The sequence below is a fragment of the Fictibacillus sp. UD genome, assembly GCF_043558025.1.
Taxonomy (GTDB): domain Bacteria; phylum Bacillota; class Bacilli; order Bacillales; family Fictibacillaceae; genus Fictibacillus.
The window spans coordinates 259,865-283,567 of record NZ_JARUHH010000004.1; the positions used below are offsets into that span (position 1 = coordinate 259,865).

Annotated in this window: 23 protein-coding genes; 15 read left to right on the top strand and 8 right to left on the bottom strand. The window is 39.1% G+C overall.

Annotated features, from left to right (window positions below; genetic code table 11):
- Positions 1-406: 406 nt before the first annotated feature.
- Positions 407-919 carry a DinB family protein gene (locus P8610_RS09395; RefSeq protein WP_394604152.1) on the top strand — a complete coding sequence of 171 codons (513 nt, stop codon included), beginning with the start codon at positions 407-409 and terminating at the stop codon, positions 917-919.
- Positions 920-962: 43 nt separating this feature from the next.
- On the opposite strand, the gene P8610_RS09400 is transcribed toward P8610_RS09395, so the two are convergent.
- Positions 963-1,325, bottom strand: a complete 363-nt coding sequence (locus tag P8610_RS09400; protein ID WP_394604153.1) for a hypothetical protein — start codon at positions 1,323-1,325, stop codon at positions 963-965.
- A gap of 83 nt (positions 1,326-1,408) precedes the next feature.
- Positions 1,409-3,784: an immune inhibitor A domain-containing protein gene (locus P8610_RS09405; protein WP_394604155.1), complete on the bottom strand. Its 2,376-nt coding sequence runs from the start codon at positions 3,782-3,784 to the stop codon at positions 1,409-1,411.
- Between the two features lie 436 nt (positions 3,785-4,220).
- Between P8610_RS09405 and P8610_RS09410 the strand changes: the two genes are divergently transcribed.
- The 5 genes from P8610_RS09410 (at position 4,221) to P8610_RS09430 (ending at position 9,349) form a co-directional block, all read left to right on the top strand.
- On the top strand, positions 4,221-5,144 hold the full coding sequence (locus P8610_RS09410; protein WP_394604156.1) for a GAF domain-containing protein: 924 nt from the start codon (positions 4,221-4,223) through the stop codon (positions 5,142-5,144).
- A 109-nt stretch (positions 5,145-5,253) separates the two neighbouring features.
- Positions 5,254-6,489 carry an aminopeptidase gene (locus P8610_RS09415; protein ID WP_394604158.1) on the top strand — a complete coding sequence of 412 codons (1,236 nt, stop codon included), beginning with the start codon at positions 5,254-5,256 and terminating at the stop codon, positions 6,487-6,489.
- A gap of 376 nt (positions 6,490-6,865) precedes the next feature.
- Positions 6,866-7,705 carry a 2-phosphosulfolactate phosphatase gene (locus tag P8610_RS09420; RefSeq protein WP_394604159.1) on the top strand — a complete coding sequence of 280 codons (840 nt, stop codon included), beginning with the start codon at positions 6,866-6,868 and terminating at the stop codon, positions 7,703-7,705.
- Positions 7,706-7,791: 86 nt separating this feature from the next.
- On the top strand, positions 7,792-8,970 hold the full coding sequence (locus P8610_RS09425; protein WP_394604160.1) for a glycosyl hydrolase family 18 protein: 1,179 nt from the start codon (positions 7,792-7,794) through the stop codon (positions 8,968-8,970).
- Positions 8,971-9,184: 214 nt separating this feature from the next.
- Positions 9,185-9,349, top strand: coding sequence for a hypothetical protein (locus tag P8610_RS09430; protein WP_394604161.1), 165 nt, complete (start codon positions 9,185-9,187; stop codon positions 9,347-9,349).
- Positions 9,350-9,374: 25 nt separating this feature from the next.
- On the opposite strand, the gene thrB is transcribed toward P8610_RS09430, so the two are convergent.
- Genes thrB through P8610_RS09445 form a run of 3 tightly spaced genes read right to left on the bottom strand, consistent with a single transcriptional unit; the run spans position 9,375 to position 12,642 of the window.
- The gene (gene thrB / locus P8610_RS09435; protein ID WP_394604163.1) at positions 9,375-10,289 is read right to left on the bottom strand and encodes a homoserine kinase; all 915 of its coding nucleotides are present in this window, start codon (positions 10,287-10,289) and stop codon (positions 9,375-9,377) included.
- A complete protein-coding gene (gene thrC, locus P8610_RS09440; protein ID WP_394604164.1) occupies positions 10,290-11,348 on the bottom strand; it encodes a threonine synthase in 1,059 nt (352 codons plus the stop codon).
- 1 nt (position 11,349) lies between these two features.
- On the bottom strand, positions 11,350-12,642 hold the full coding sequence (locus P8610_RS09445; RefSeq protein ID WP_394604166.1) for a homoserine dehydrogenase: 1,293 nt from the start codon (positions 12,640-12,642) through the stop codon (positions 11,350-11,352).
- Positions 12,643-12,838: 196 nt separating this feature from the next.
- On the opposite strand from P8610_RS09445, the gene P8610_RS09450 reads away from it, so the two are divergent.
- Complete coding sequence (locus tag P8610_RS09450) at positions 12,839-13,606, top strand: hypothetical protein (protein ID WP_394604167.1); 768 nt, start codon at positions 12,839-12,841, stop codon at positions 13,604-13,606.
- Between the two features lie 13 nt (positions 13,607-13,619).
- Here P8610_RS09450 and P8610_RS09455 read toward each other — a convergent pair whose 3' ends face one another.
- Positions 13,620-14,300 carry a DNA alkylation repair protein gene (locus P8610_RS09455; protein WP_394604169.1) on the bottom strand — a complete coding sequence of 227 codons (681 nt, stop codon included), beginning with the start codon at positions 14,298-14,300 and terminating at the stop codon, positions 13,620-13,622.
- Positions 14,301-14,534: 234 nt separating this feature from the next.
- Here P8610_RS09455 and P8610_RS09460 point away from each other — a divergent pair, with 234 nt between their 5' ends.
- Both P8610_RS09460 and P8610_RS09465 read left to right on the top strand, forming a co-directional pair.
- Entirely contained in the window at positions 14,535-15,068 is a 534-nt protein-coding gene (locus tag P8610_RS09460; protein ID WP_394604171.1) for an NfeD family protein, read from the top strand.
- Positions 15,069-15,082: 14 nt separating this feature from the next.
- Positions 15,083-16,648: a flotillin family protein gene (locus tag P8610_RS09465; protein ID WP_289494560.1), complete on the top strand. Its 1,566-nt coding sequence runs from the start codon at positions 15,083-15,085 to the stop codon at positions 16,646-16,648.
- Positions 16,649-16,916: 268 nt separating this feature from the next.
- On the opposite strand, the gene P8610_RS09470 is transcribed toward P8610_RS09465, so the two are convergent.
- Complete coding sequence (locus P8610_RS09470; RefSeq protein ID WP_394604172.1) at positions 16,917-17,228, bottom strand: MTH1187 family thiamine-binding protein; 312 nt, start codon at positions 17,226-17,228, stop codon at positions 16,917-16,919.
- Positions 17,229-17,299: 71 nt separating this feature from the next.
- Between P8610_RS09470 and P8610_RS09475 the strand changes: the two genes are divergently transcribed.
- From P8610_RS09475 to brnQ, 6 genes are all read left to right on the top strand, one after another.
- Complete coding sequence (locus tag P8610_RS09475; RefSeq protein ID WP_394604173.1) at positions 17,300-17,755, top strand: GNAT family N-acetyltransferase; 456 nt, start codon at positions 17,300-17,302, stop codon at positions 17,753-17,755.
- The gene (locus P8610_RS09480) at positions 17,730-18,644 is read left to right on the top strand and encodes a Nif3-like dinuclear metal center hexameric protein (protein WP_394604175.1); all 915 of its coding nucleotides are present in this window, start codon (positions 17,730-17,732) and stop codon (positions 18,642-18,644) included. Before P8610_RS09475 ends, P8610_RS09480 begins: the two co-directional genes overlap by 26 nt.
- Positions 18,645-18,677: 33 nt before the next feature.
- Positions 18,678-19,193 carry a GNAT family N-acetyltransferase gene (locus P8610_RS09485; RefSeq protein ID WP_394604177.1) on the top strand — a complete coding sequence of 172 codons (516 nt, stop codon included), beginning with the start codon at positions 18,678-18,680 and terminating at the stop codon, positions 19,191-19,193.
- Between the two features lie 132 nt (positions 19,194-19,325).
- The gene (locus P8610_RS09490) at positions 19,326-19,940 is read left to right on the top strand and encodes a DedA family protein (RefSeq protein WP_394604178.1); all 615 of its coding nucleotides are present in this window, start codon (positions 19,326-19,328) and stop codon (positions 19,938-19,940) included.
- 134 nt (positions 19,941-20,074) lie between these two features.
- Positions 20,075-20,620, top strand: a complete 546-nt coding sequence (locus P8610_RS09495) for a YhcN/YlaJ family sporulation lipoprotein (RefSeq protein ID WP_289494566.1) — start codon at positions 20,075-20,077, stop codon at positions 20,618-20,620.
- Between the two features lie 185 nt (positions 20,621-20,805).
- A complete protein-coding gene (brnQ, locus tag P8610_RS09500; RefSeq protein WP_289494567.1) occupies positions 20,806-22,116 on the top strand; it encodes a branched-chain amino acid transport system II carrier protein in 1,311 nt (436 codons plus the stop codon).
- Between the two features lie 81 nt (positions 22,117-22,197).
- On the opposite strand, the gene P8610_RS09505 is transcribed toward brnQ, so the two are convergent.
- Positions 22,198-23,661, bottom strand: a complete 1,464-nt coding sequence (locus P8610_RS09505) for an NAD(P)/FAD-dependent oxidoreductase (RefSeq protein ID WP_394604180.1) — start codon at positions 23,659-23,661, stop codon at positions 22,198-22,200.
- Positions 23,662-23,703: the final 42 nt, after the last annotated feature.

The window sequence follows — 23,703 nt, forward strand, 5'->3', positions numbered from 1 at the left end:
TTTTTTGATGCAATGTATCGGCTAATTTTGTAGGTGTAATGGAAGGAAGATGACTCGTTGTTTTGATTAGTCATCTTTTAATTTGTCGAAAATCGGATAAATTTTTTTATACACGGAATTATGAGGCGTATGCGCGGAATTATTAGCAATTACCTCGTAAAAAAATAAAATTACCTCGTAATTAAATCTTAGTGGCTTCTCTATACAAACAAATACTCAAAGTGTACGTTCCATGAATACATTTCAAGCACTTCCTCATTATTGCATCTATCAAAATGAATCTTATTACAAAGCAAGCTCCAATAATAAAACGTTTGTTCGGTTAATTGGTATTATCTAAAGGATTTATTTAAAAAAGCTAGAAGTTTTAAAGTGTATGTATAACCAAAACCCGTTGGAGGTAGAAATGGATAAATCTCTACAGCTATATCAATTTAATACATGGGCAAATAGTAAAGTTTTTGAGCAGTTAAAGAGTCTTCCGGCAGAAGTGTATCGTAAAGAAGTAGATAGCGTCTTTCCTTCTGTGGCAGACGTTCTCATTCACATGTATCAAGTGGATTATGTTTGGCTTAAGGCATTAAAAGGGGAGAAGTTTGAAGATATTCTTGCTTCTGTCAAACCTATATACCAGGAATTAAAGGAAATGGATTTAAATGATCTGCAGATTAAATTTGAGAAGATGGGATCAGATTACGAGACGTTCATACTTCATAAAGTAGATTTATCTCAAGAGACAACGGTTCATCACCCTTACTTTGGTACACTCCACTCAAACTATAATGATCTAATACAGCACATTGTGAATCATGGTACATATCACCGCGGCCATATATCTGCTATATTAAATCAACTGGGACATAAAGGAGCCTCAACGGATTATATTTTTTATCTCTATTCACTGCAGCATCAAAATTAGGCTTTAACACAAAAAGAAAGGACGTTCGGATGAATGTCCTTTTCTAGTTCTGTCCTTTTTGGATTTTTTCTTTTAAGTCATTAATATATTTCTTCTTTTCCTTCTCATTTTGTAGATTCCCAGGATTCTTGTTTTGTAAATATTTTTTTAGAGCCTGATTGATCTCCTCAGCTGTAGCATTTTCAGGAATCTCGCCTTTTTCCTTAAGCATTTCTATAATTTTTTCATCGTTAGCAATCATCGTACTCACCTCATTATTAACTTCTGAATCCGACGAATGGACGGCTTCTTCTTTATCTTCTTTCTCATTTTGTTGAACGGAATTCTTTTGTTCTGTTTGAGAGCTGCAGCTTGCTACAATGCACGATAAACTTATTAATAGAAAAACCCGCATGAACGTTTTCATCATTCACCCTCCTTACAGATACAGTTTACCCTTTTAAAAGAAAACCCAACTGCATATGTACAGTTGGGCTTAACAAATATCAATTACTTACGTGAAATTTTAATCTTTGCTACTGAATCATCTTTACTTTTTCCTGTCACTTCAAACTTTAATCCGTATTGTGGAACGTTACGTCCAGCGTCTAATAAACCAGGGTTGCTGTAATCGTCTTTATCGTTGAAAACAGGATTTGGATGTACAGCGTAATCTGTTAGAGTTGTGCCATTCACTGCTTTATAATCTAAAAACATTGGTTTACCTTTTTCTATGTTGAATGCTGCATCATGAACTAAATATCGAGTAGAGGCAACTTTTCCATCGCTCCACTTAAGCGTTTCTTGGTTAGCATCTACTACTCCTAAGAAACCATCTCCAGGGTGAATTCCTGTCCAGTTGTCTGAATAGCTGTTATCTACGTACCAAACCACAAGACCGCCATCATAAGACATTAAGCTTTTACCGCGAGCGATATGAGCTAATCCTTTATCAACACCTTGATGGTTTCTCCATTCTAATAAGTAGTAATGATCAGAATAGAACTTACCTTGGTTCTTTGTAAATCCTTCTTCTTTAAATGAAGACGTGCCTTCAGCATCATCAAACAATACTTCTGATCCATCAACATTTACCGAAATATCATCCACAAAGAATCCTGGCATTGTTGCCGCTACATCTGTCCAATAGTTGAATTTCAAGTCAATTTTCTTACCAGCGTATGCAGAAAGGTTGAATGCTCCATCTACCCATTTACCGTTAGAACTTCCTGTAATTCCGTGGCCAGGGTTTTGGTCATGCGGGTCAGTTTCAGTTGTAAGGTTTCCTGGAACTGTTACCCATTTTGTAGATCCTTCTTCTTTAACTTCTACAGAAGCATAATCCCAATCTGTTTCAATGTCGTACCACGTTTTAAAGTTTAACGAAGCTGTTGAAGCTTTTGATAGATCAAGAGATGTGACTAATGAGTTATCTAAATCATCTCCGCTACCGCTGAAATATTGATATTCACCGCTATACGGCTTGTTAACGACTGTTTCTTTTTGCGGAAGATCAACACGAACTGCATCGTTGTTTGTTCCTTTTGTGTTCGCTTGATCTAAAAGAACGTCAATGCCTTTTTTATTGATTTCATCTAACACAAACGTTTCTCCACTTAACCAGTTACCACCAACATATGATTGTAAGAATTCTTTCGACCAAGCACTGAATCCAGTTGGCTCAGTTCCTGGAACCTTACCAGCCCAGCTTCCGCTTGACATGATGGACCAATAAGCAACGGGTTCACCAGCACCAGTATATTGAGTATCATACTCATCTGGAAGCTCTAGATCATGACCATATTCATGAGAGAATACTCCTGCAGCACCGTCAGCAGGCTGAACTGTGTAATCGTAGGCTGCCATCGCACCATCCCAATAACCTACTTCAGATTCTGTACCTTCAATCGGGAAAACAGATCCTAGGTTCCAACGGTGGCTCCAAATTGCGTCTCCTGCTAATGCGCCTCCGCCAGCTTCCTCACCAACGCTTGAGTGAACGATCATAAGGTGGTCTACTAAACCATCAGCTTCACGCGTATTGCCATCACCATCTAGATCGTAGCGATCTTCTTGGTCATAGTCTCCTAAATTAATATTAGGATCTTTTGCAGCAGCTTCTAATGCTTCTCTTACTAATGAACGTGCATCTCTGTCATTGCCGTCTGGAGCAGGATCATTTCCACCATAATAGGCAGCTGGATGTTTCGCCTTATACCATCCGCCTACTTTTCCCGTTACAGAATAGCTCCCGCCGGATTGCTGTTCATAAAATTGTTTCATAGAGATTAACTTTTCGCCGTTAGGTCCTTCATAACCCTTATTTCCAAAGACTAAATCTTCATAATGTTTCTTTGTATACTCATCGTAGAACATGTCTGTTTCTTCAGCTGTTATGTTTGTAGCAGGATAGTCAGGGAACTCGACCAAAAGTACAAGAACGTTATCTACACGCTTTTGTCCTTTCCACTTTTCTTCTTTCACGTTTTTGATCTTGTCTTCTTTTCTACCGTCTTTTTTAAGTCCTTCTTTTTTATGCTTTTTTCTAATTTCTTTACGTTTTTCACTATGTTCATCTTCTAATGAACCTTCAGAGAACTTAGAAGCATTCTCTTGTTTTTTGTGTAAATATTGTTGCAACTTTTTCTGGGCATCTGCTTCGGATGCATTCTTGCTGATTTCGCCTTTTTTCTTGAGCATTTCTATTAATCTTTCATCGTTCGCAATTCCTAAATCAAACGGACCACCAACATGCTTATGTCCTTCATGATCATGAGATGCTTTTACATCTGACAGCACATTAACAGGTGCTGCACTTACACTGGAAAAAGCGCTGCAGCTCAACATTGCTGCGAGGGCAGCAGAAACCCATTTTCCTTTTTTCATCATAATCCCCCCTAGAAGTATTGGAATAACCGTTATCCGACAAAAATTGTCGGATAATTCCGCGTATTCAAAATGTTACCACGTAATGTAAAATACTAGAATAGGTGATTTATCCCGTGTTTATATATTAAAATAGGGATTTTTTACTATTTAAAGCACTATTTTCAAATGAAGATTATTTGAGAAAAATGAAGAAAAGTGTTCTTTTTTGCGAGTTTTCTACTAGTTCTTTAGACACAAAACGACTCTGGAGTTAGAGTTGTTTAAAAGAAGAACTATTATTTTTAAAATAAATCATTAAGTTGCTGTTCGATTCTTTTAAAATACAAATAGTTTTTTAGGTGGCTTGAATTCAGTTTGAAGAAACGAAAGATTTACCTAAAGAAGTTTTAGTTTATAAAGCTTAGGGTAAGTAAATGGGTGGACCATCAATAAAATGTTACAAATAATGAAAGGTTGGTCATATATTTTGTCTATTCATCTTACTTCTGCTCTTAAAAATAAATCAGTCAGAAACTTTGAAGAAGCAACAGAAAACATTCTTCATTTTATGAGTAAGCTTATTAACATCAATACTTTATTTGTTGCGAAAAACGACAAGCAAACCAATGAAATAAAAAAAGCGGTAAACAAAAATGCTGTTTTGCTCGAAACAGGTTCAACTCTGCCTTTTGATGAAACCTTTTGTAAAGTTAGTGTTGATAAAGGCAACGAAATTCTGCTTATTGAAGATATTATTGAGAATGAACAGACTAAGCATCTGAATGTCACAGCGAGCTTAGGTGGAGGAAGTTTTATCGCTATTCCGATTTATTATGAAGATGGTGAAAACTACGGAACCATCTGTGGTTTAGATACCGAGTCATTTGAATTTACGGAGCAGCATATCGAACTTTTTCAGACGATGTCATCACTCTTAACGTATGTACTAGAGTTAGATAAGGCAAACAAAGAGATTAAAGATTTATCAGTACCGATTGTTCCTCTAACGAAAGGCGTTGCAATCCTCCCAATCATTGGACATATCAATGAATATAGAGCTGATATCATTATTCAAAGCACTTTGGAGAGCAGTACAAACTTAGAACTTGAGTATATGATTATTGATCTTTCTGGAGTGAGCAGAATCAATAACAAGGTTAGTGAATATCTCTTAAACATCGTTAAGCTGTTAAAATTAATCGGTGTAACTCCGATTCTTACAGGATTTAGGCCTGATTTAGCGATGAAAACACTCGAGATCGATGTGGATTTTAACGGTATTATGATTACGAATAACTTAGAAAGTGCACTTTTTGAAATTGGGTTTATCTTGAATAAAACGGAGAACAAACATTTAAGATCACAGCCTGTCGTGTGATCTTTTATTTTGAAGAAAAATAGTAGTCTAAATTTTCTTTTTTTTATATAATAGTAATAATATAAACTTATCAGTCGTTTTTATGTTTAACCAATCGGAGGGGAAATGTATGAAGTCGTTTGAAGAGAAGTTAGATCAATATGCTGAGTTGGTTGTCAAAATAGGATTAGGACTATCAGAGGGACAAAGGTTATTAATTAGTTCTCCTATAGAAGCTGTAGAGTTTACACGTAAGGTAACGAAGTATGCATATGAAAATGGCTGTAAGCGAGTGATGGTGGATTGGAATGATACACAAACAAACCGCATCCATCTTACTCATGCAGATGAAGAAATCCTGAAAGACGATCTTCCATCATGGGAGATTGACAAATATAACAGCCTTGTTGAAAATCATGATTGCTTTTTAATGATCACAGGGAACGATCCTAATGCTTACAAAGGCGTTCCTTCTGAGCGAATGATGTTTGTACAAAAGAACCGCGGTGAAAAACTCCAAGCCTTTTCTGCAGGTCAATTAAGAGGAGATATGCATTGGGCTATTGCCGGTGTACCTACAGTTGGCTGGGCGAAAAGTGTATTCCCAGAAATGAAAGATGAAGAAGCAGTAGAAGCATTATGGGAAGCGGTCTTTAAAACAGTTCGAGTGGATCAGGCAGATCCTGTTGCTGCATGGGATGAGCACGTAAAAACATTAAGTGATAAAGTAAATTACTTAAACGAACAGCAATTTAAGACGCTTCATTATAAGTCAACAGGGACAGATTTAAGCATCGACTTACACCCTGACCATACTTGGATCGGTGGAGGGCATCATTCTACGTTCGGTACGTACTATATTCCGAACCTTCCTACTGAGGAAGTTTTCACGACTCCAAGAAAATATGGTGTGAACGGTAAGGTCACAAGTTCTAAACCACTTTCAGCGATGGGGAATTTGATTAATAATTTTAGTTTGACGTTTAAAGACGGAAAAGTGGTAGATTTCACTGCTGAGGAAGGGTACGACACGCTTAAGCAATTGTTAAGCATTGACGATGGAATGGGTTATTTAGGAGAGGTTGCATTAGTTCCTCACGATTCACCAATTTCGAACTCAGGCATCATTTTTAACAACACATTATACGATGAAAATGCTTCATGTCATTTAGCGATCGGAACTTCTATTACGATGTCTGTTAAAGATGCTGGCAGCTTAACGCCTGAACAGATGGAAGAGAAGGAAATTAACTTCAGCCGAGGGCATACTGACTTTATGATTGGCTCAGCAGATCTTGATATTGAGGCTGAGTATGCAGATGGAAAACGCATTCCGTTATTTAAAAATGGTAACTGGGCGATATAAAGAAGAAAAGACTCCATTTGTTTGGAGTCTTTTTTATTGGCTCTTTTCTAAGAGATAGGTTCTCAACTTTATTTTTATTGTCTTCTATGACAGTTGATTGTAGTGAAAGGTGCGAGACTCTTCGAAATTGAACTTCAAATTTTCTTCGTGCGATGTGTCGCAGCCGCAGCCTTCCTTGTCCTGCCCGGTGGAAAGCGAGCATCAGTAACGGAAATCAACCACTTTCAATAACAACAAAGTTTAGAAAACAGCCTTTTTATTTTAATTAGTTAATGTACAGACCTCAATCTAAATTCTACCGAATTTTAGAAAAACAGTCTATATTTTTTAAAACATTCTCGTTAAGATTTTTGTATATATAGCGAGGAGGAAACTAATGAACGTATTTGATCAATCACCTTACGACATTAAAATGGAATGGGGAATGAAAGGCGCGAGAGAAGCTGCAAAAAGAAATGAAATCATCATAATCGTCGATGTTTTAAGCTTTTCATCAACTGTAACCACTGCTGTTGAGAATGGTGCAGTCATTTACCCTTTTCCGCCTAATCAACATGAAAAAGCAAAAGTATACGCTGGTGAACTTGGAGCTGAATTAGTGGTGGGAAGGGCTGAAGCTATAAAAACAGGAAAACCATCACTTTCCCCTTTATCTTTTTCAGGAAAAAGCAAAGGGGAATTTTTTGTTCTTTGTTCATTAAATGGTGCGGCATGCGTTGATGTCTCTAAAAAAGTACCAGCTCTTTTTGCAGGATCTCTTTTAAATGCAAAGGCTGTTGCAGAAGCTGCGATGTTCATGAAGAATAAATTAAATGCACCAATTTCAGTGATCGCATGTGGGGAAAGATGGGAAAATGCAGCTCATGATGAAAATGAGCTTCGACCTGGAATAGAGGATTATTTAGGTGCAGGAGCCATCATTTCTTTTCTAAAAGGATCTTTATCACCTGAAGCTTTTGTTTGCAAACAAGCTTTCGAGGCATCGAAACACAACCTGCCATCACTCATTAAAAACTGCGGAAGCGGAAAAGAGCTAATCGAACGAGGTTTTGAAGAAGATGTACACTTTTGTATGCAATATAACAAGAGTTCTACCGTTCCCATTCTGTCTAAGAATCAATTCATTTGCTTTAAGTCTCTGCCGCCGGATGTGAGTCGTTCACCGCACGCCCTGTGGAAAGAGAGCATCTTGAAAGTCAGCCAATGTAAAGATTGATAAAGTATGTGAAAACAGTCTTTAAAAAAATAAGAATAGTACAAACCTCTTTTTGGAAAAATAACGAAAACTGAGGAGGTTTGTATATGAAAAAAGCAGTCGCGCTATTAGCGGCATTCACCATTGTGTTAGGCGGTTGCGGCGGTGGCTCCAACAATATGAAAGAGAGCGAAGCAGCACCAAAGAATATGAGTAACGAAACGCGAAATAGTCCAAGATTGGAACAAATCAATTCGCCACAGAAAAAACAACAGGACATCTCAAAAGCAGAAACTACTCACAGCAAAACAAAGATTGAAACGCTTGGGTTTTTAGAACCACTAGAAGCGAAACAATCCGTGAAAGATGTAAAAGAAGCTGTAAATGATTTAACGTACGTAGCTTTTTTTAGCTATCAAGTTAACAAAGATGGTTCTCTTAAGCCCATTAAGGATTATGCTGCTTTACAAGAGGTAAAGAAATCAAAAGCTATGCCGATGATGGTGTTAACAAACTTTATTGATGGAAACTTCTCTCCTGAGATTGCGCACACCATTTTTACTGATAAAACTGCATCCAAAACACTGATTGGCAGTGTTATCAGCACAATGAAACAAAAAGGATACAAATCATTAAATATTGATTTTGAGCATATTAAAGAAAAAGATCGTGAGCTATACAACGGATTTTTGGAAACAATTATTCCACTCGTACAAAAAGAAGGCTTTAAGGTTTCAACAGCATTAGCTCCTAAAACAAGTGATGAGCAAAAAGGTCCTTGGCATGGTGCTCATGACTATAAACGTCATGGAGAACTTGCAGATTTTGTTGTATTAATGACATATGAGTGGGGCTGGTCTGGTGGACCTCCGATGGCTGTAGCACCTGTACCACAAGTAGAAAAAGTAGTTAAATACGCAACATCGGTCATTCCATCGGAAAAGATTATAATGGGAGCTCCACTATACGGTTATGATTGGACACTTCCTTATAAAAAAGGCAATAAATTTGCTAAACGCGTGGCACCGGCTGAAGCACATGATTTGGCGTTAAAAGAAGGAGCGACTGTAAAGTATGACAACGATGCTCAAGCTCCGTTCTTTAATTACAAAGATGATGCAGGAAAAGAACACGTTGTATGGTTTGAAAATGAACAGAGTGCAGAAGCAAAAAATAAACTCGTAAAGAAATATAAGTTAAGAGGCCTTGCGTATTGGGTTCTAGGTGAACCATTCCCAGAGAACTGGACGCTGTTAAGAGATGAATTTAAAATTGCACATAAATAAAAAATGAAGGGTTAAGCTGAATCAGCTTAATCCTTTCTTTAATAAAGATGTGTTTTAATTATGTGCGTTCAAAGCATCTAAATCTGAAGGGAGTTCAGTAAGTTTTTCGTCCATTTAAGAAAGCTCTTATTTGCTCTTATCTAAATGATTGTTGCTTTCAAATTTTGTCTTCTATGATTGTTGATTGGAGTGTAAGATGCGAGATCCTTGAAAATTGAACTTCAAATTTTCTTCGTGCGATGCGACGCTGCCGAAGCCTTCCTTGTCCTGCGGGACAGGCGGGCAGGTGAGACACTTAAAAGTGAAACGTACGAATGTGGCTCACCGCCTGCCCCGCGGAAAGCGAGCATCTGGAACGGAAATTAACTACTTTCAATAGCAACAGAGCTTTCGATAACAGCGTTTTATAAAGCAGCTGACAAACATTTCTCCACTACAACACCTCTTCGGTCAGGGAAAACCGTTTCAAAGTTGTATTGAGGAAACAACAGCGACAGTTGTTCTGTAATCCCAGCTGCCTTCTGATGAGGTGTAAAGCAGACGATAGAAGGTCCTGATCCACTAATTGCCGCACCATATGCCCCGAGTTCTACTGCTTTTTGCTTAAGCTCCGCATACATAGGTACCCATTTTGAACGAAAGGGCTCATGAAATAAATCCCGATTCATCATATCAGCAGCTTTTTTCCAGTCGTTCTTCATTAGAGCCGCAACAAGCACGTTGCTGATCGCACTGCCTTCAACGGCTTTATTGAAGGGGAGAAGATTGGGCAGTGAACCCCTAGAGTGTTTGGTATGTAGAACACCATCAGGAATCGCAACAATCATTTCAACAGCGACATCAGGTACATGCACCGTCTCCAGTTCTTGTCCATTGAAAAAACTAATCGTGAGTCCTCCGAAAATGGCAGGAATCACATTATCAGGGTGTTCTTCTAAGGAACTCGCTAAAAGTGCTTTTGCCTGCTTTGAAAGATCTAGATCTAAAAGGATGTTTGCCAGCTCAATCCCTGCAACGATTGCAGACGCAGAACTTCCCATTCCTTTTGAAGTCGGAAATGTGCTTACGACATCTAATTGGCAAGGAGGCAGTTTCTGCCCGTAAGCATCCGCTGTAAAATGCGCAGCATGAACAATAAGATTATTTTCGTCTTTGTTTAACGCCTGCAGTTCTTCACCATGAAAAGTCGTTTTTCTTGGTGCGAATGGCTGAACGTGTACGGTTAAATATCGGTTCATGGCAAGCCCTACGGAATCGAAGCCTGGGCCTAAGTTTGCTGTACTTGCTGGAACATGTATAGAAAATGGCTCTGCTTTCATTTATACAACACATCCTTTTAGCTGCTGACGTAATAATTCAAGATCGTTCGGTATGACGACAGGTTCTTGTGCGACTGTTTTTAAGGCGATGTCTGGATCTTTAAGACCGTTGCCTGTAAGAACAGCCACAACGGATGCTCCTTTCGGAAGAACACCTTGTTTGTATTGCTTATACAAACCCGCAATGGTACTGCATGAAGCCGGTTCAGCAAAAACACCTTCTTTTGAGGCAAGCATCTGATACGCTTCTAAAATTTCTTCGTCCGTTACAGAATCGATGACACCACCTGACTCTTCTAATGCAGCTGATGCTAGTTTCCAGCTTGCAGGGTTTCCGATTCGAATAGCTGTCGCGATCGTTTCTGGATTATTTACTACAGATCCGTTCACGATTGGTGCAGCACCTGATGCCTGGAAGCCATGAATGCGAGGGAGGCCAGAAGATTTTACAGCATCATACTCTTTAAAGCCTTTCCAATAAGCACTAATGTTGCCTGCGTTCCCAACAGGAATGGCTAAAATATCAGGTGCTTGATCTAGTGCATCAACTAGTTCGAATGCAGCTGTTTTTTGGCCTTCCAAACGGTATGGATTTACTGAGTTAACGAGTGTGAATTCATCCTCGATGCTCATTTGCTGCACCATCTTTAGAGCTTCATCAAAATTTCCTTCAATCGCAAAGATTTCAGCGCCATACATTTTGGCTTGAGCGAGTTTCCCTTGGGCGATCTTTCCGTCCGGAATCACAACGATACATCTGAGGCCAGCTCTCGCTCCATAGGCAGCGGCAGCGGCTGATGTATTTCCTGTAGATGCACAGATGATTGCTTTGCTGCCCTCTTCTTTTGCTTTTGCAACAGCCATCACCATGCCTCTGTCCTTAAAAGAACCTGTAGGATTCGCTCCTTCGTATTTGGCGTATAGCTTGATGCCCCATTCCTTTGACAGATGTTCTAACTGAATGAGTGGAGTGTGCCCTTCATTCAAGGATAGAAGGGGAGTAGATTTACTGACTGGCAAGTATTCTTTGTATTGATGTAAGAGACCGTTATATGGCATGTTAAGCACCCTCCACACGATAATGACTTTTGATTTCTTGAACAACTTCTGAGTCGCGAAGCAGGCTATATACTTGATTGTCTTGATGTTTGTTTGTGCCATGTGTCACGATGACAACTTCTGCGACTCCTTTATGATCGACAGGACTTTGAATCAATTTTTCAAGTGAGATGTCATGCAGAGCGAATAGGGAAGTGATTGCTGAGAAAGCACCTGCCTCATCTTTAATGTACAATCGGTAAAAAAATTTCCCGTCGATCTCATTAGGCTGCTTTAATTGTTTATCGAACTGAGGAGCGATCACGCTCTTTCCGTTAACCCCTAACCGCATGTTCTTCACAACAGCAACTAAATCGGAAACAACTGATGTAGCGGTCGGGAGCTGCCCTGCACCTGGGCCGAAGAACATCGTCTCTCCAACAGATTCACCATACACATACACGGCGTTGTATTCGTTATGAACGCTCGCAAGCGGGTGGGAGTCTGGAAGCAATGTCGGTTCAACACTGATCTCCACTTTTCCGTTGTCCTTTTTAGCGTTTCCGATTAACTTGAGCGTGTAGCCGAACTGACGCGCATATTCTAGGTCCTCTTGCGTCACTTTAGAGATACCAGAAACCTTTACGTCGTCCAGATGAATGTGCATGGAGAACCCGAGTGTTGACAGGATTGCCATTTTTCTAGCTGCATCGATTCCTTCTACATCAGAAGTGGGGTCAGCTTCTGCATATCCCAAATCTTGTGCTTCTTTTAATACTTCCTCATAGTTGCGCTGCTGTTTATCCATTTTTGTAAGGATGTAGTTTGTTGTGCCATTTACAATTCCCATCATTTTTGTGATCCTGTCAGACGCTAGCCCATCAACAAGTGAGCGAATGATCGGTATTCCGCCTGCGACACTTGCTTCATAGAAAAGGTCACATTCATTTTCATGCGCGAGCTGTAAAAGTTCTGCTCCATGAAGTGCCATCAAATCTTTGTTTGCTGTAATCACATGCTTTTTATTTTGCAGTGCTAGTGAGATGTATTCTCTTGCTAACTCGATACCCCCCATTACTTCAATCACTACATGTATGTTTGGATTTTGAAGTACGTCTTCCGGATGTTGAGTCAGCCATTCGTTATTGATCGAGACAAGCCGTTCTTTCTCAACGTTTTGAACTAATATTTTTTCAATAAAAACAGGGCATCCAACACGATGCTGTAATTCTTCACGGTTTCCTTCAATCATTCTAACGACACCGCTGCCGACTGTTCCTAATCCTAGAAGTCCTACTGAAACATGAGTTACCATTTTATCCGCCCCTTTGTTTTTATGGAAAATACACTTGTTTGTTTGATATGGACATATTACATGGAGATTATCAATCGCACAACAGGGATTTTTGTAAAGATTTAGACAGCGCTTACATAGTGAGATGGGAATTGATAGAGTATTTACAAAAACTTAGATATGATAGAGAGAGGACGATATTAAAGGGGACCTTACAATGACTGATCAGTTAGATGAGAGTGTTAAAGATACACTGAATTGTTTAGAAGAAAATATCTTTTTCATAGATTTAGATTTACGAATAGCATGGGTTAATAATAGTGGCAAGAGATTACTCGAAACTTTAAAGGGACATTTTAGACTCCATTCTGCAGAAGAGATCATTGGCACTCCTATCTCAACCTTTTATAAGGCCTCTTATCAAAAAGATATGTTTTTAAACGGTGAGTTTCCAATTGATGTGCAGCTCGTTCTCTTCCGTACATATGTAACGCGATTAATTCTTAAAGAACTAATTGTGAAGAGACAGAAACTTGGCTACCTTTTAACGTGGAAAGATGTAACGGAGCGTGAACAAGAAAAGGAAAGAACGAAAGCAATGTTCGATGAATTGTCTACGCCTATTCTGCAAACAATCGCAGAACATACACTTCTTGTTCCATTAATCGGAGAACTAACATTGGAACGGCTTGAAACATTAACAACGAAACTATTAAACGAGTGTTTAAACAATCAAGCTGAATATGTCATATTAGATTTTTCTGGCGTAACGACGCTTAAGGATGCTGAACTAGGACAGGAAATTCAGAAGCTGACAGATTCTATTGAGTTAATGGGGGCAAAGGTATTGTACTGCGGCTTCCCTAAAGACATGGTCAAAAATATGGTCTCACTAGGTGTTCATACGAATCAGCCAACATTTGTATCATTTCGCAATGCGATTCGGTATGTTGTAGCCGAGTTGGGTTACCGGTTTGAAAAATAATGAAGCAGCCGTATTAACTCGGCTGCTTTGTTTTCTTAATATTTTTGATGGCTTCTTTATATGAAAGTGGACTTAATTCTTCTTTATGTACGAACTCCCACACCCAATCTCCGTTCGTATATGCGTACTCTCTAAGTGCCCATCCAATCCCTTTACGTATAAAGAAATCCTGCTCGTATTTCGTTTCTTTGATGATGTGTGCCAAGAGCTCTTTATCCGTTTTATCTTTATACCCAAGTTGAAACAGAATCGCAGAACGCATAAGCCAAATGTTTTTAGAGTCAATCCAACGTTCAGTTACGTGTGTAATTTCTTCAGGAAATTTTAAAAAGTAATACCCGGCAATGTGTTTTGCAATATGATCAACAGTGTCCCACCAGCTTTTATTTACAATGATATATTCAATCCACTCGATATCTTCTATTGTCATCTGTTTTTTTAACTTGTCTGCAAGTGATAGACCTGCCATCTGCATTTCACGTTCCGGCATAGCCCACACTTCTTTTAAAAAGGGAAAAAGTTCATTGTGAGCTAAAAGTCCGTTTTCTTTTATGAAGGCTTTCATCGTTTCTTTCATAATGGGTGCACGCAACCCAAAATACTCGTACTGCCCGCGCATATATTTACTCATCTTTTCTGCTTCTTCTAGGTTTTTCTGCGCTTCCAATGTCATTCTTAACCGATCAATATACAAATGAATACCACCCTTCTTAACAAAATTATACAAAATTTTGTTAACAAACTGAAACTTTTTTGATGTGTTCACGTAATAAACTATATACATCCAATATTGGAAAATATTTATAAGTCGACAAAATATTACAATATATTTAGGTCCATTTTGTTAAGGTTGAAGAAGTTTGACAAGAGGGGTGTGGTTTCCAAATATCTTTGGTTTTAAAAGTTTATTAAGACAGGAGAGATGACCATGGAGCTGTTTGGGTATCCGTTGTCTACAATCTATTTGGGCAGTTTTATCATTTTTGGATGCATTACTTTTGTGTATATTCTTTTTGGTGACATGCTTGAAGCGGCATTGGATTTCTTACATCCATCGCTCATCTTATCCTTTTTAACAATTGGATCTGCTTCAGGATATTTATTAGAGATTATGACCAATATTAACAGCTGGTTCATTATGGTGTTTAGTGCGCTGCTGGCGTTGTTGCTCGTTACTCTTCTAAATGTTTTCGTTCTTATGCCTATTCGATCTTCCGAAGAATCACTGGCATATCGTGACGAAGATTTAAAGGGAAGAGTCGGCACAGTACTAACTTCTGTTCCTCCAGATGGGTTTGGCGAAATATTAATTGAAGGCATTAGCGGAAGAATCTCTAAATCTGCTATAAGCATGGATAACAAGCCGATTTCACAAGGGGAAAAAGTGCTGATCATCGATATCCAAAAAGGTGTTGTATCCGTCATGCGCTATGAGCAAGTGGAACAAACATATATTCATTAATTGGAGGGGTTGTTATGAGTTTTTCACCGTTATTTATTGTAATTGGGATTGTTGTATTTTTAATCGTTGCTCTTATTAGTGTTTTTATTACGAAATATCGTACAGCGAGTCCTGATGAAGCATTAATCGTAACAGGAAGTTTCTTAGGAAGTAAGAACGTCAATATCGACGAATCTGGAAACCGGATTAAAATTGTACGCGGTGGCGGTACGTTCGTTCTGCCGGTATTTCAACAAGCAAAGCCACTGAGCTTGTTAACGAGTAAACTGGATGTTCAAACACCTGAGGTATATACAGAGCAAGGGGTTCCGGTTATGGCTGATGGAACAGCAATCATAAAGGTCGGAAGCTCTATTGGCGAAATCGCGACTGCAGCTGAACAGTTTTTAGGAAAGTTGAAAGAAGATCGTGAAAACGAAGCTCGTGAAGTACTTGAAGGTCATTTGCGTTCCATTCTAGGTTCTATGACCGTTGAAGAAATTTATAAAAATCGTGAAAAATTCTCGCAAGAAGTTCAGCGTGTTGCTTCTCAAGACCTTGCGAAAATGGGATTGATTATCGTTTCATTTACGATTAAGGATCTGCGTGATAAGAATGGATATTTAGACGCACTAGGTAAACCGCGTATCGCACAAATTAAACGTGATGCTGATATGGCAATGGCGGAAGCGGAAAAAGAAACGCGCATCAAGCGTGCTGAAGCAGATAAAGAAGCGAAGCAGTCAGAGCTAGGCCGTGCAACGGAAGTAGCTGAAGCTGAAAAGATGAATCAGTTAAAAGTAGCTGAGTTCCGCCGTGAGCAAGATGTTGCAAAAGCACGTGCTGACCAGGCTTACCATCTAGAAGAAGCAATCGCAAAACAACAAGTTACGGAACAGCAGATGCAAATCAAAATCATCGAGCGTCAAAAACAGATTGAACTTGAAGAAAAAGAGATTCTGCGCCGTGAAAAGCAGTATGACTCAGAAGTGAAGAAGAAAGCTGATGCAGACCGTTATGCGGTTGAACAGTCCGCGGAAGCCGACAAACGCAAACAAGTTGCAGAGGCAGATGCTCATAAGTATCGTGTTGAAGCAATGGCAAAAGCCGAGGCTGAAAAAGTACGTTTAGACGGTCTTTCAAGAGCAGAAGCAGAACGTGCAAAAGGGGAATCTGAAGCAGACGTTATCCGTCTGAAAGGTCTTGCTGAAGCCGAAGCAAAGCAGAAGATTGCCGAAGCGTTCGAGTTGTACGGCCAAGCTGCGATGATGGATATGATGATTAAGATGCTTCCGGAATACGCGAAGCAAGTGGCAGCACCACTTTCTAACATTGATAAAATCACAGTCGTGGATACAGGCGGCAGTGAGAACGGCGGAGCGAACCGTATTACAGGTTATGCGACAAACTTGATGTCCTCTCTGCAAGAATCATTAAAAGCTTCATCTGGCATTGATGTTAAAGAATTACTAGAAAACTTCTCTGGCAAAGGCAACGTGCGTCAAAGCATTGACGATCTTCGCATTGATTTTGCCAAAAAGCAGCCGAATGCGGTAGCAACAAAGGAAAAGGCTGAAGTGAAAGCTTCAAAGGGAGAATAAATAGAGTAAAGCTTACTCCGAACGGGATGAAACTACCCTGGGGAGTAAGCTTTTTTCTTAATAAGTCGCTGGTGGTGCAATTTTATGCTCGTCCAGCGGCTGACAAGCACGCTGGACGTGCGCCATATGAAAAATACGTGCGCCATATGAAAAATACGAGCGCCATATGAAAAATACGAGCGCCATATGAAAAATACGAGCGCCATATGAAAAATACGAGTGCCATCCAAGATTTACACTCAGTTTACTGCACCGGGTAAACCAGCCACTACTTCTTATTCATCTGTGCCTCAACAGCTTGGAGTTTTCCAGCCATCGTGGACTTCTTATCGCGGCGGTCATCTATTCGGATGTTTGTCGCAACCCGCTGAATGCCATTAGAGAACGGTACTTCATGCAGCTGTTGGATGACATCAAAAAGATCCGAAAGTTCTCCTTCGATCAATGTGCTCATTGGGGTAAGCTGATAGATTACTTTATCTTCGTTTTGTTGAAGGACTTTTTGAATCTCTGCTACATAAGAACTGACACTTGGCGTTTCAGTACCGATTGGAATAATTGTAATATCTACAATAGCCATAAGAATAACACCTCTACTTTTTCTTTATTGTAGCAAACCCATACATAATCACAAATAAAAGGATGATACATATGGAAATTCGGCAAGCAAATGAACACGATCTTAACGAAATAGTAGATATAGATCAAAAAATGATCGGAAGTGACCGAAGAAAAGAAGAAATAGATCAAGCGATAAAACAGGAAAGGTGTTTGATTATATCTTCTGGAAATGAAATATGTGGGTTTCTTATCTATCATCTTCAATTCTTTGAGTGCTGCTTTATATCTCTCATTATGATTGATCCCGCACATCAAAGAAAAGGTCTGGCTAGTTCCTTGCTGAGCCGCATGACACAGATTTCACCAACAGAAAAACTGTTTTCTTCAACCAATGAATCAAACGAGTCTATGAAAAGGGTCTTCACGAAAAGTGGGTTTAGTAAAAGTGGTAAGGTTGACAACTTAGATGAGGGAGATCCTGAGATTATTTATTTTATTAATAGGAAAGGTGCCGAACAACATGGTTCAATTGAAAGAAATAGATAACGCAATTGATGAGCTTTTCCATTATAGGGAGATCGGCAAAGACCCAGCGTTCAGCCGTTTTATCCCAATGGTTTATGACCCAATCGGGTTTGATTGGAGAAATGAATTTCAAACAGAATTCACACAACTTTTTAACGGACTCATGTTAAGAGGAAAAGAAGAAGTTAACCGTGTTTTCCTGGCTGTGTTTCCATCGGACGAAGTATTAACTCGTTTTATTGAAAAAAGCAGCCCTGGCGATCTCTTATTTATGCACCACCCTCTCGTCATGGAGTGTGGAGATCCACGCGGGAAGTGGGGAAGCGGGTTTATTCCTATTCCGCCGCGTTATATTCAACAAATGAAGAAAAAGAGTTTATCTGTATATACTCTTCATGTTCCACTGGATTATTCCAGAGTGATCAGTACGAGTGATGCAATAGCTGAAGCGCTCAATGCGAAAGTAATTGGTGAGTTCTATCAAGATGAAAAAGGAGCATGTGGTGTTATTTGTGAGATTGAACCCATATCTACAGAAGATCTGATTGCTGTATCAAAAGAAATTTTCTCTATTCCTTATGCAGATGTACATGGAAATTCACGCTCTAACATTACAAAACTAGCAATCATAGCAGGCTGTGGTGATAAAGTGGATGCGATGAAAGAAGCTGAAAAGTTGGGAGCACAAGCTTATTTGACTGGAGAAGTGCATTGTCATATCGATAATGATTATGGAAGAAAGAAATATGATCAAATGAAAGATTTTATCGATACAACATCTATGAGTTTAATAGGTGTATCCCATGCAGCCTCAGAGTATTTAGTGCATGTAACGCACATGAAACCATGGTTTGAAGAGCGATTTCAATTGCCTGTAACGCTATTGCCACAGAGCAAATGGTGGATTTAGCATATAAAAAATTTCTAACAAGAGGTGTACAACATGAACATACGGCGGGCTCTTTTAACAGACGCAGCGAACATTGCGCATGTTCACGTGAAAAGCTGGCAGCAATCGTACAAAGGATTAGTTGATTCAGAATACTTGTCACAAATGTCGGTTGAGGAACGAACAGCAAAATGGGAACAATGGCTGAGGCAAGGAGACTCACACATTGTTTTAGTTTTAGAAGATGAAGAAAGAAATCTTTGCGGTTTTATTTCTGGGGGCGCTATTCGATCTCATCATCCATACGCGGGAGAAGTATATGCCTTTTACTTATTAAAACACGTCCAGCAAAAGGGATATGGAACGAAAATGCTACGAACTTTTGCGGCTGAACTTGCAGCAAATGAAAAGAACAGTATGATTGTTTGGGTTTTGAAAGATAATCCGTCAAAACAAGCATATCTTTCATTAGGCGGGAAAAAAATAGATGAAGAACAAATTATGATTGGAAACCAAAAGCTGATAGAAGAATGTTTTGGATGGGATGATTTAGCGACGATATGCACATAGTGTCCATCTCGTCCCACAAGCATATGCTACATTAAATAGAGTTCTTTTTACTAAAATGTATTTTCCCCTTCCCAAGTTACCCAATTTATCGTTACAATGGTAGAAGGTGTAAAAAAAGAAGTTGGTGACGTCATGGAATTTGACTTAATAAATATCATTCATCAATATAGCTATTTTGGCATTTTTTTATTATTGGCATTAGGTATTATTGGGCTGCCGATTCCTGATGAAATCCTTTTGGCCACAGTAGGCTACTTTATTTTTGCAGGAGATCTTGAAGCAGTGCCTGCTATATTAAGTGCTTTTTTCGGTGCGATTACAGGTATTACGGGGAGTTATTACATCGGAACAAGCTGCGGTAAGCCTTTGTTAAAAAAACTTAGTCCGAAGATTGGAATTTCCGAAGATAAAATAAATAAAACACAAAATTTCTTCTTGAAATATGGAAAGGCTGCTTTGTTTTTTGGATACTTCATGCCAGGTGTTAGACATCTGACTGCTTATTTTGCAGGAATGTATTCATTGAGCTTGAGGCAATTTGCACTTTTCGCATACAGTGGAGCTATTTTCTGGTGTTCCTTTTTCATACTAATTGGCTATCAGCTTGCAGGACGATGGGCACTTGTGATGGATGTGATCCATAAGATCGGGTTGTATGCATTCACTATTGTTATTTTAAGTGTTGTTGCATGGCTAATCTTTAAACCGAAAAACAAAAGTTCATATTCAAACGAAGGTTTTAAATAGAAATCGTCTTCCTTTTTGGGAGGCGTTTTTTTATAACCATTTCCTAACAACAATCAACCCTCATGTATATTTTCTCTTGTCCCTACAAATTTTATTAGATGACAGTCAAAAATTTTTATAAGGAGTGTCATCTAATGAAAAAGACTATTCTCGTTACTTCAATGGCCGTAATGCTTGCTTCCTTTTTAGGTGCTTGCGGTATGAACAACAACGATAAAGACATGGGAAGAGAAGCGCGTAATAACATGACAGAAGTAAATTATGACAATCGTGCTGATCGTAACATGAACGATATGAACAACAACATGAATATGGGGACAGACAACTACCGTTATGATGAAAATGCGCGAATGGATGTTGCTGATGAGGCTGCTAACAAAGTTACAGACTTAAAAGAAGTCCAGAACGCTACAGTTATCGTTACAGATAATAATGCTTATGTTGCTGCTATGCTTGAAGGTGGAGAAAGCATGAAGCTTACGAAGGAAACAGAGAAAAAGATCGGGGACGCTGTAAGAAGTACAGATCAAGACATCAATGATGTGTTTGTATCCACAAACCCTGATTTTATGGACCGTATGAGAGGCTATGCAGATGAGATCAACAAAGGAAATCCAGTTTCAGGTTTCATCAAAGAGTTCAATGATACGATTCAACGTGTGTTCCCAACGAACCGTTAATTACCTAAAAAAGGGCTGAGAAAATTTCAGTCCTTTTCTTATGTCACAATTTATTAGAAAATTCATTATATCTGAATATTGACTCCAATCAAATATCATGTTACAAATACATATGGATTAAAATATTTCGACAAATTTCGATAAATACTATCTTAAATAAATGACCACGGAGGAGGACATATAACATGGAAAAACGAACGCTCTCGGTGGGCTTAATGTTATTTGCTTTGTTTTTTGGAGCAGGAAATTTAATCTTTCCGCCAGCTTTGGGTCAGTCAGCAGGAGATATGGTCTGGCAGTCCATGATTGGCTTTTTTATAACAGGGGTAGGTTTACCTTTATTAGGTGTTATCGCTTTAGCTCGATCAGGTGGTGGACTGCAGACGCTGACTGAACGCGTAAACCCTCTATTTGGTGCAGGATTTGCTATCATTCTTTATTTAGCAATCGGTCCTTTCTTTGGAATTCCAAGAACAGGTACAGTTGCATACGAGATGGCGGCTATGCCATTCTTGCCTGAAAGTATGAATGGCGGACTGCCATTATTCTTATTCACAGTCGTATTTTTTGCTCTAACTTACTGGCTAGCATTAAATCCATCCAAGCTCGTGGACCGTATCGGTAATATCTTAACGCCTTTATTGCTGATTATTATCGGTACTGTACTTGTAAAAGCGATTATTACACCAGTTGGGAAATTAGGACAGGCAACTCCAGAATATGCGAGCAGTCCGTTAATCAAAGGGTTCATGGACGGCTATCTAACGATGGATACACTTGGTGCACTTGCGTTTGGAATCGTTGTGATTACAGCTGTAAAGCAACCTGGTATGAAGAAAGAACAAGTGACTAAAATGGTTATCAAAGCAGGTGTTATTGCCGCTTTATGTTTAGCAGCAGTGTACGGAATCCTTGCTTACCTTGGCGCAACAAGTCAAGCGCTTGGGAAATCAGATAATGGCGGACAAATCTTAACAAATGTAGTTTCACAACTGTTTGGCCAGCCCGGAAACTTACTTCTAGGTCTTGCTGTAGCACTCGCTTGTTTAACAACCTCTGTTGGACTTGTAACTGCTTGTGGTGAGTTTGCAAACAAGATGTTTCCGAAGCTACCTTATAAAACCGTTATTCTTGTATTAAGCATTTTTAGTGCAGGTGTAGCGAATCTTGGTTTAAGTCAGTTGATTAAAGTTTCTGTGCCTGTATTAACAGCTATTTATCCAGTGGCAATCGTGCTCATCATTTTGTCTTATTTTCATGAAGCATTTTCAGGAAGACAAGAAGTATACCTTGGTGGAATTATTGCGACAGCATTAATTTCTATTGCTGATGGATTAAAAGCATTTGGCTTTAATCTAGGTTCAATCGAACAGATCTACTCTCATATCCCTTTATATGCAGACGGAATCGGCTGGCTTTTACCAGCTCTAATCGGAGCTGTTGTAGGATTCATTATTGCACTGATCAGAGGAAGAATCGTAATTTTCTCCACATAAACAAGAAAAGCAAGATGCCAGAAGATTAGGCATCTTGCTTTTTGTTGTTTAGAATCTTTTGAGCAGAAAGGTCAAAAAATTTTAAACCATCGCTGGTATTCTTTCGTTTTCTTTAATCTTAGCCGCTACATTCTGAGCAATCCAAACACCGCAAGCGCTCGCTTGTGCAAGACCCCTTGTTATTCCAGCTCCATCTCCGCCGACATATAATCCGCTGATTTCAGATTCAAACTTGTCATCAAGCTTCGGACGTGCAGAATAGAATTTTGCTTCTACGCCGTAAAACAATGTATGTTCTGACGCGATACCAGGCGTAACTTTATCTAACGCTTCTGTCATTTCAATTAAGCTTTTCATCGTGTTATACGGAAGCACTAACCCTAAATCACCAGGAACAGCTTCTTTTAAAGTAGGGCGCAGAAAACCTTCTTTTATGCGTTTATCAGTAGAACGACGCCCTTTTAAGATATCTCCGTACTTTTGAACAACTAGTCCGCCCATTGAAAGCTGATTCGCTAATCGAGATACTTCATGAGCGTATTCAGTCGGCTGATCGAACGGTTCAGCGAATTGGTGAGAAACAAGAAGTGCAAAGTTTGTATTCTCGCTGCCAAGCTTAGGATCTTTATAAGCATGACCGTTAGCAAGCATGATTCCGGAATGATTCTCTACAACAACGTGACCAGAAGGGTTTGAGCAGAACGTTCTCACTTTTGTGCCTACAGAAGTATTGAATACAAATTTGCCTTCGTACAGATGCTTATTGATTTCTTCCATTACGAGATTAGATGTCTCTACACGAACACCAATATCGACTTGGTTTGCTGTCATTTTAATGCGGCGTTTTTTTAGAATCTTTGTCAGCCAAGAAGAACCATCACGACCGGGAACGATTACAACTTTTTCAGCAGAAAGGGAAGTTCCGTCTTTTAAGAGAATTCCTTTTGCAACATGTCCTTCAGCAGCGCGTTCTGTTATAAGATCTTCAACTTCGGCTTTATATTTCATCTCAATGCGTGTTTTTAAAAATTCATAGATGCTTTTAAGAATTTCAAGGTTCTGTTCAGTACCAAGATGACGAACTTGAGCGCGCAATAGCTTTAAGCATGCAGCATATCCACGTTTTTCGATATCTTTTACTTCAGGTGTAAGCGGGTCAGTAATCGAATCCGTTGCACCGTGCTCTAAATTAATTTCGTCCACATATTTAATAAGTTCAATTACTTTTTCTTCAGAAAGATAATCGGTCATCCATCCGCCGAATTCACTCGTAATATTGAATTTTCCATCGGAATAGGCACCAGCTCCCCCAAAACCATTCGTAATAGAGCAAGCAGGTAAGCAGCCAGCAAAATCTTTTCTCCCTGCTGCAGGGGGACATTTTTGTATTTTCTTCTCTAAAATTGGACATGATCGGGCATAGATATCGTGCCCTTTATCTATTAATAAAATTTTCGCTTCAGGAAGCTGTCTTGTTAATTCATAGCTCGTAAAAATACCTGCAGGACCTGCGCCAACAATAATTACATCATAATGGGTATTCATATTATCCCCCTTGAAATTCTTGGTAGTTTTTCTTGAACTGTT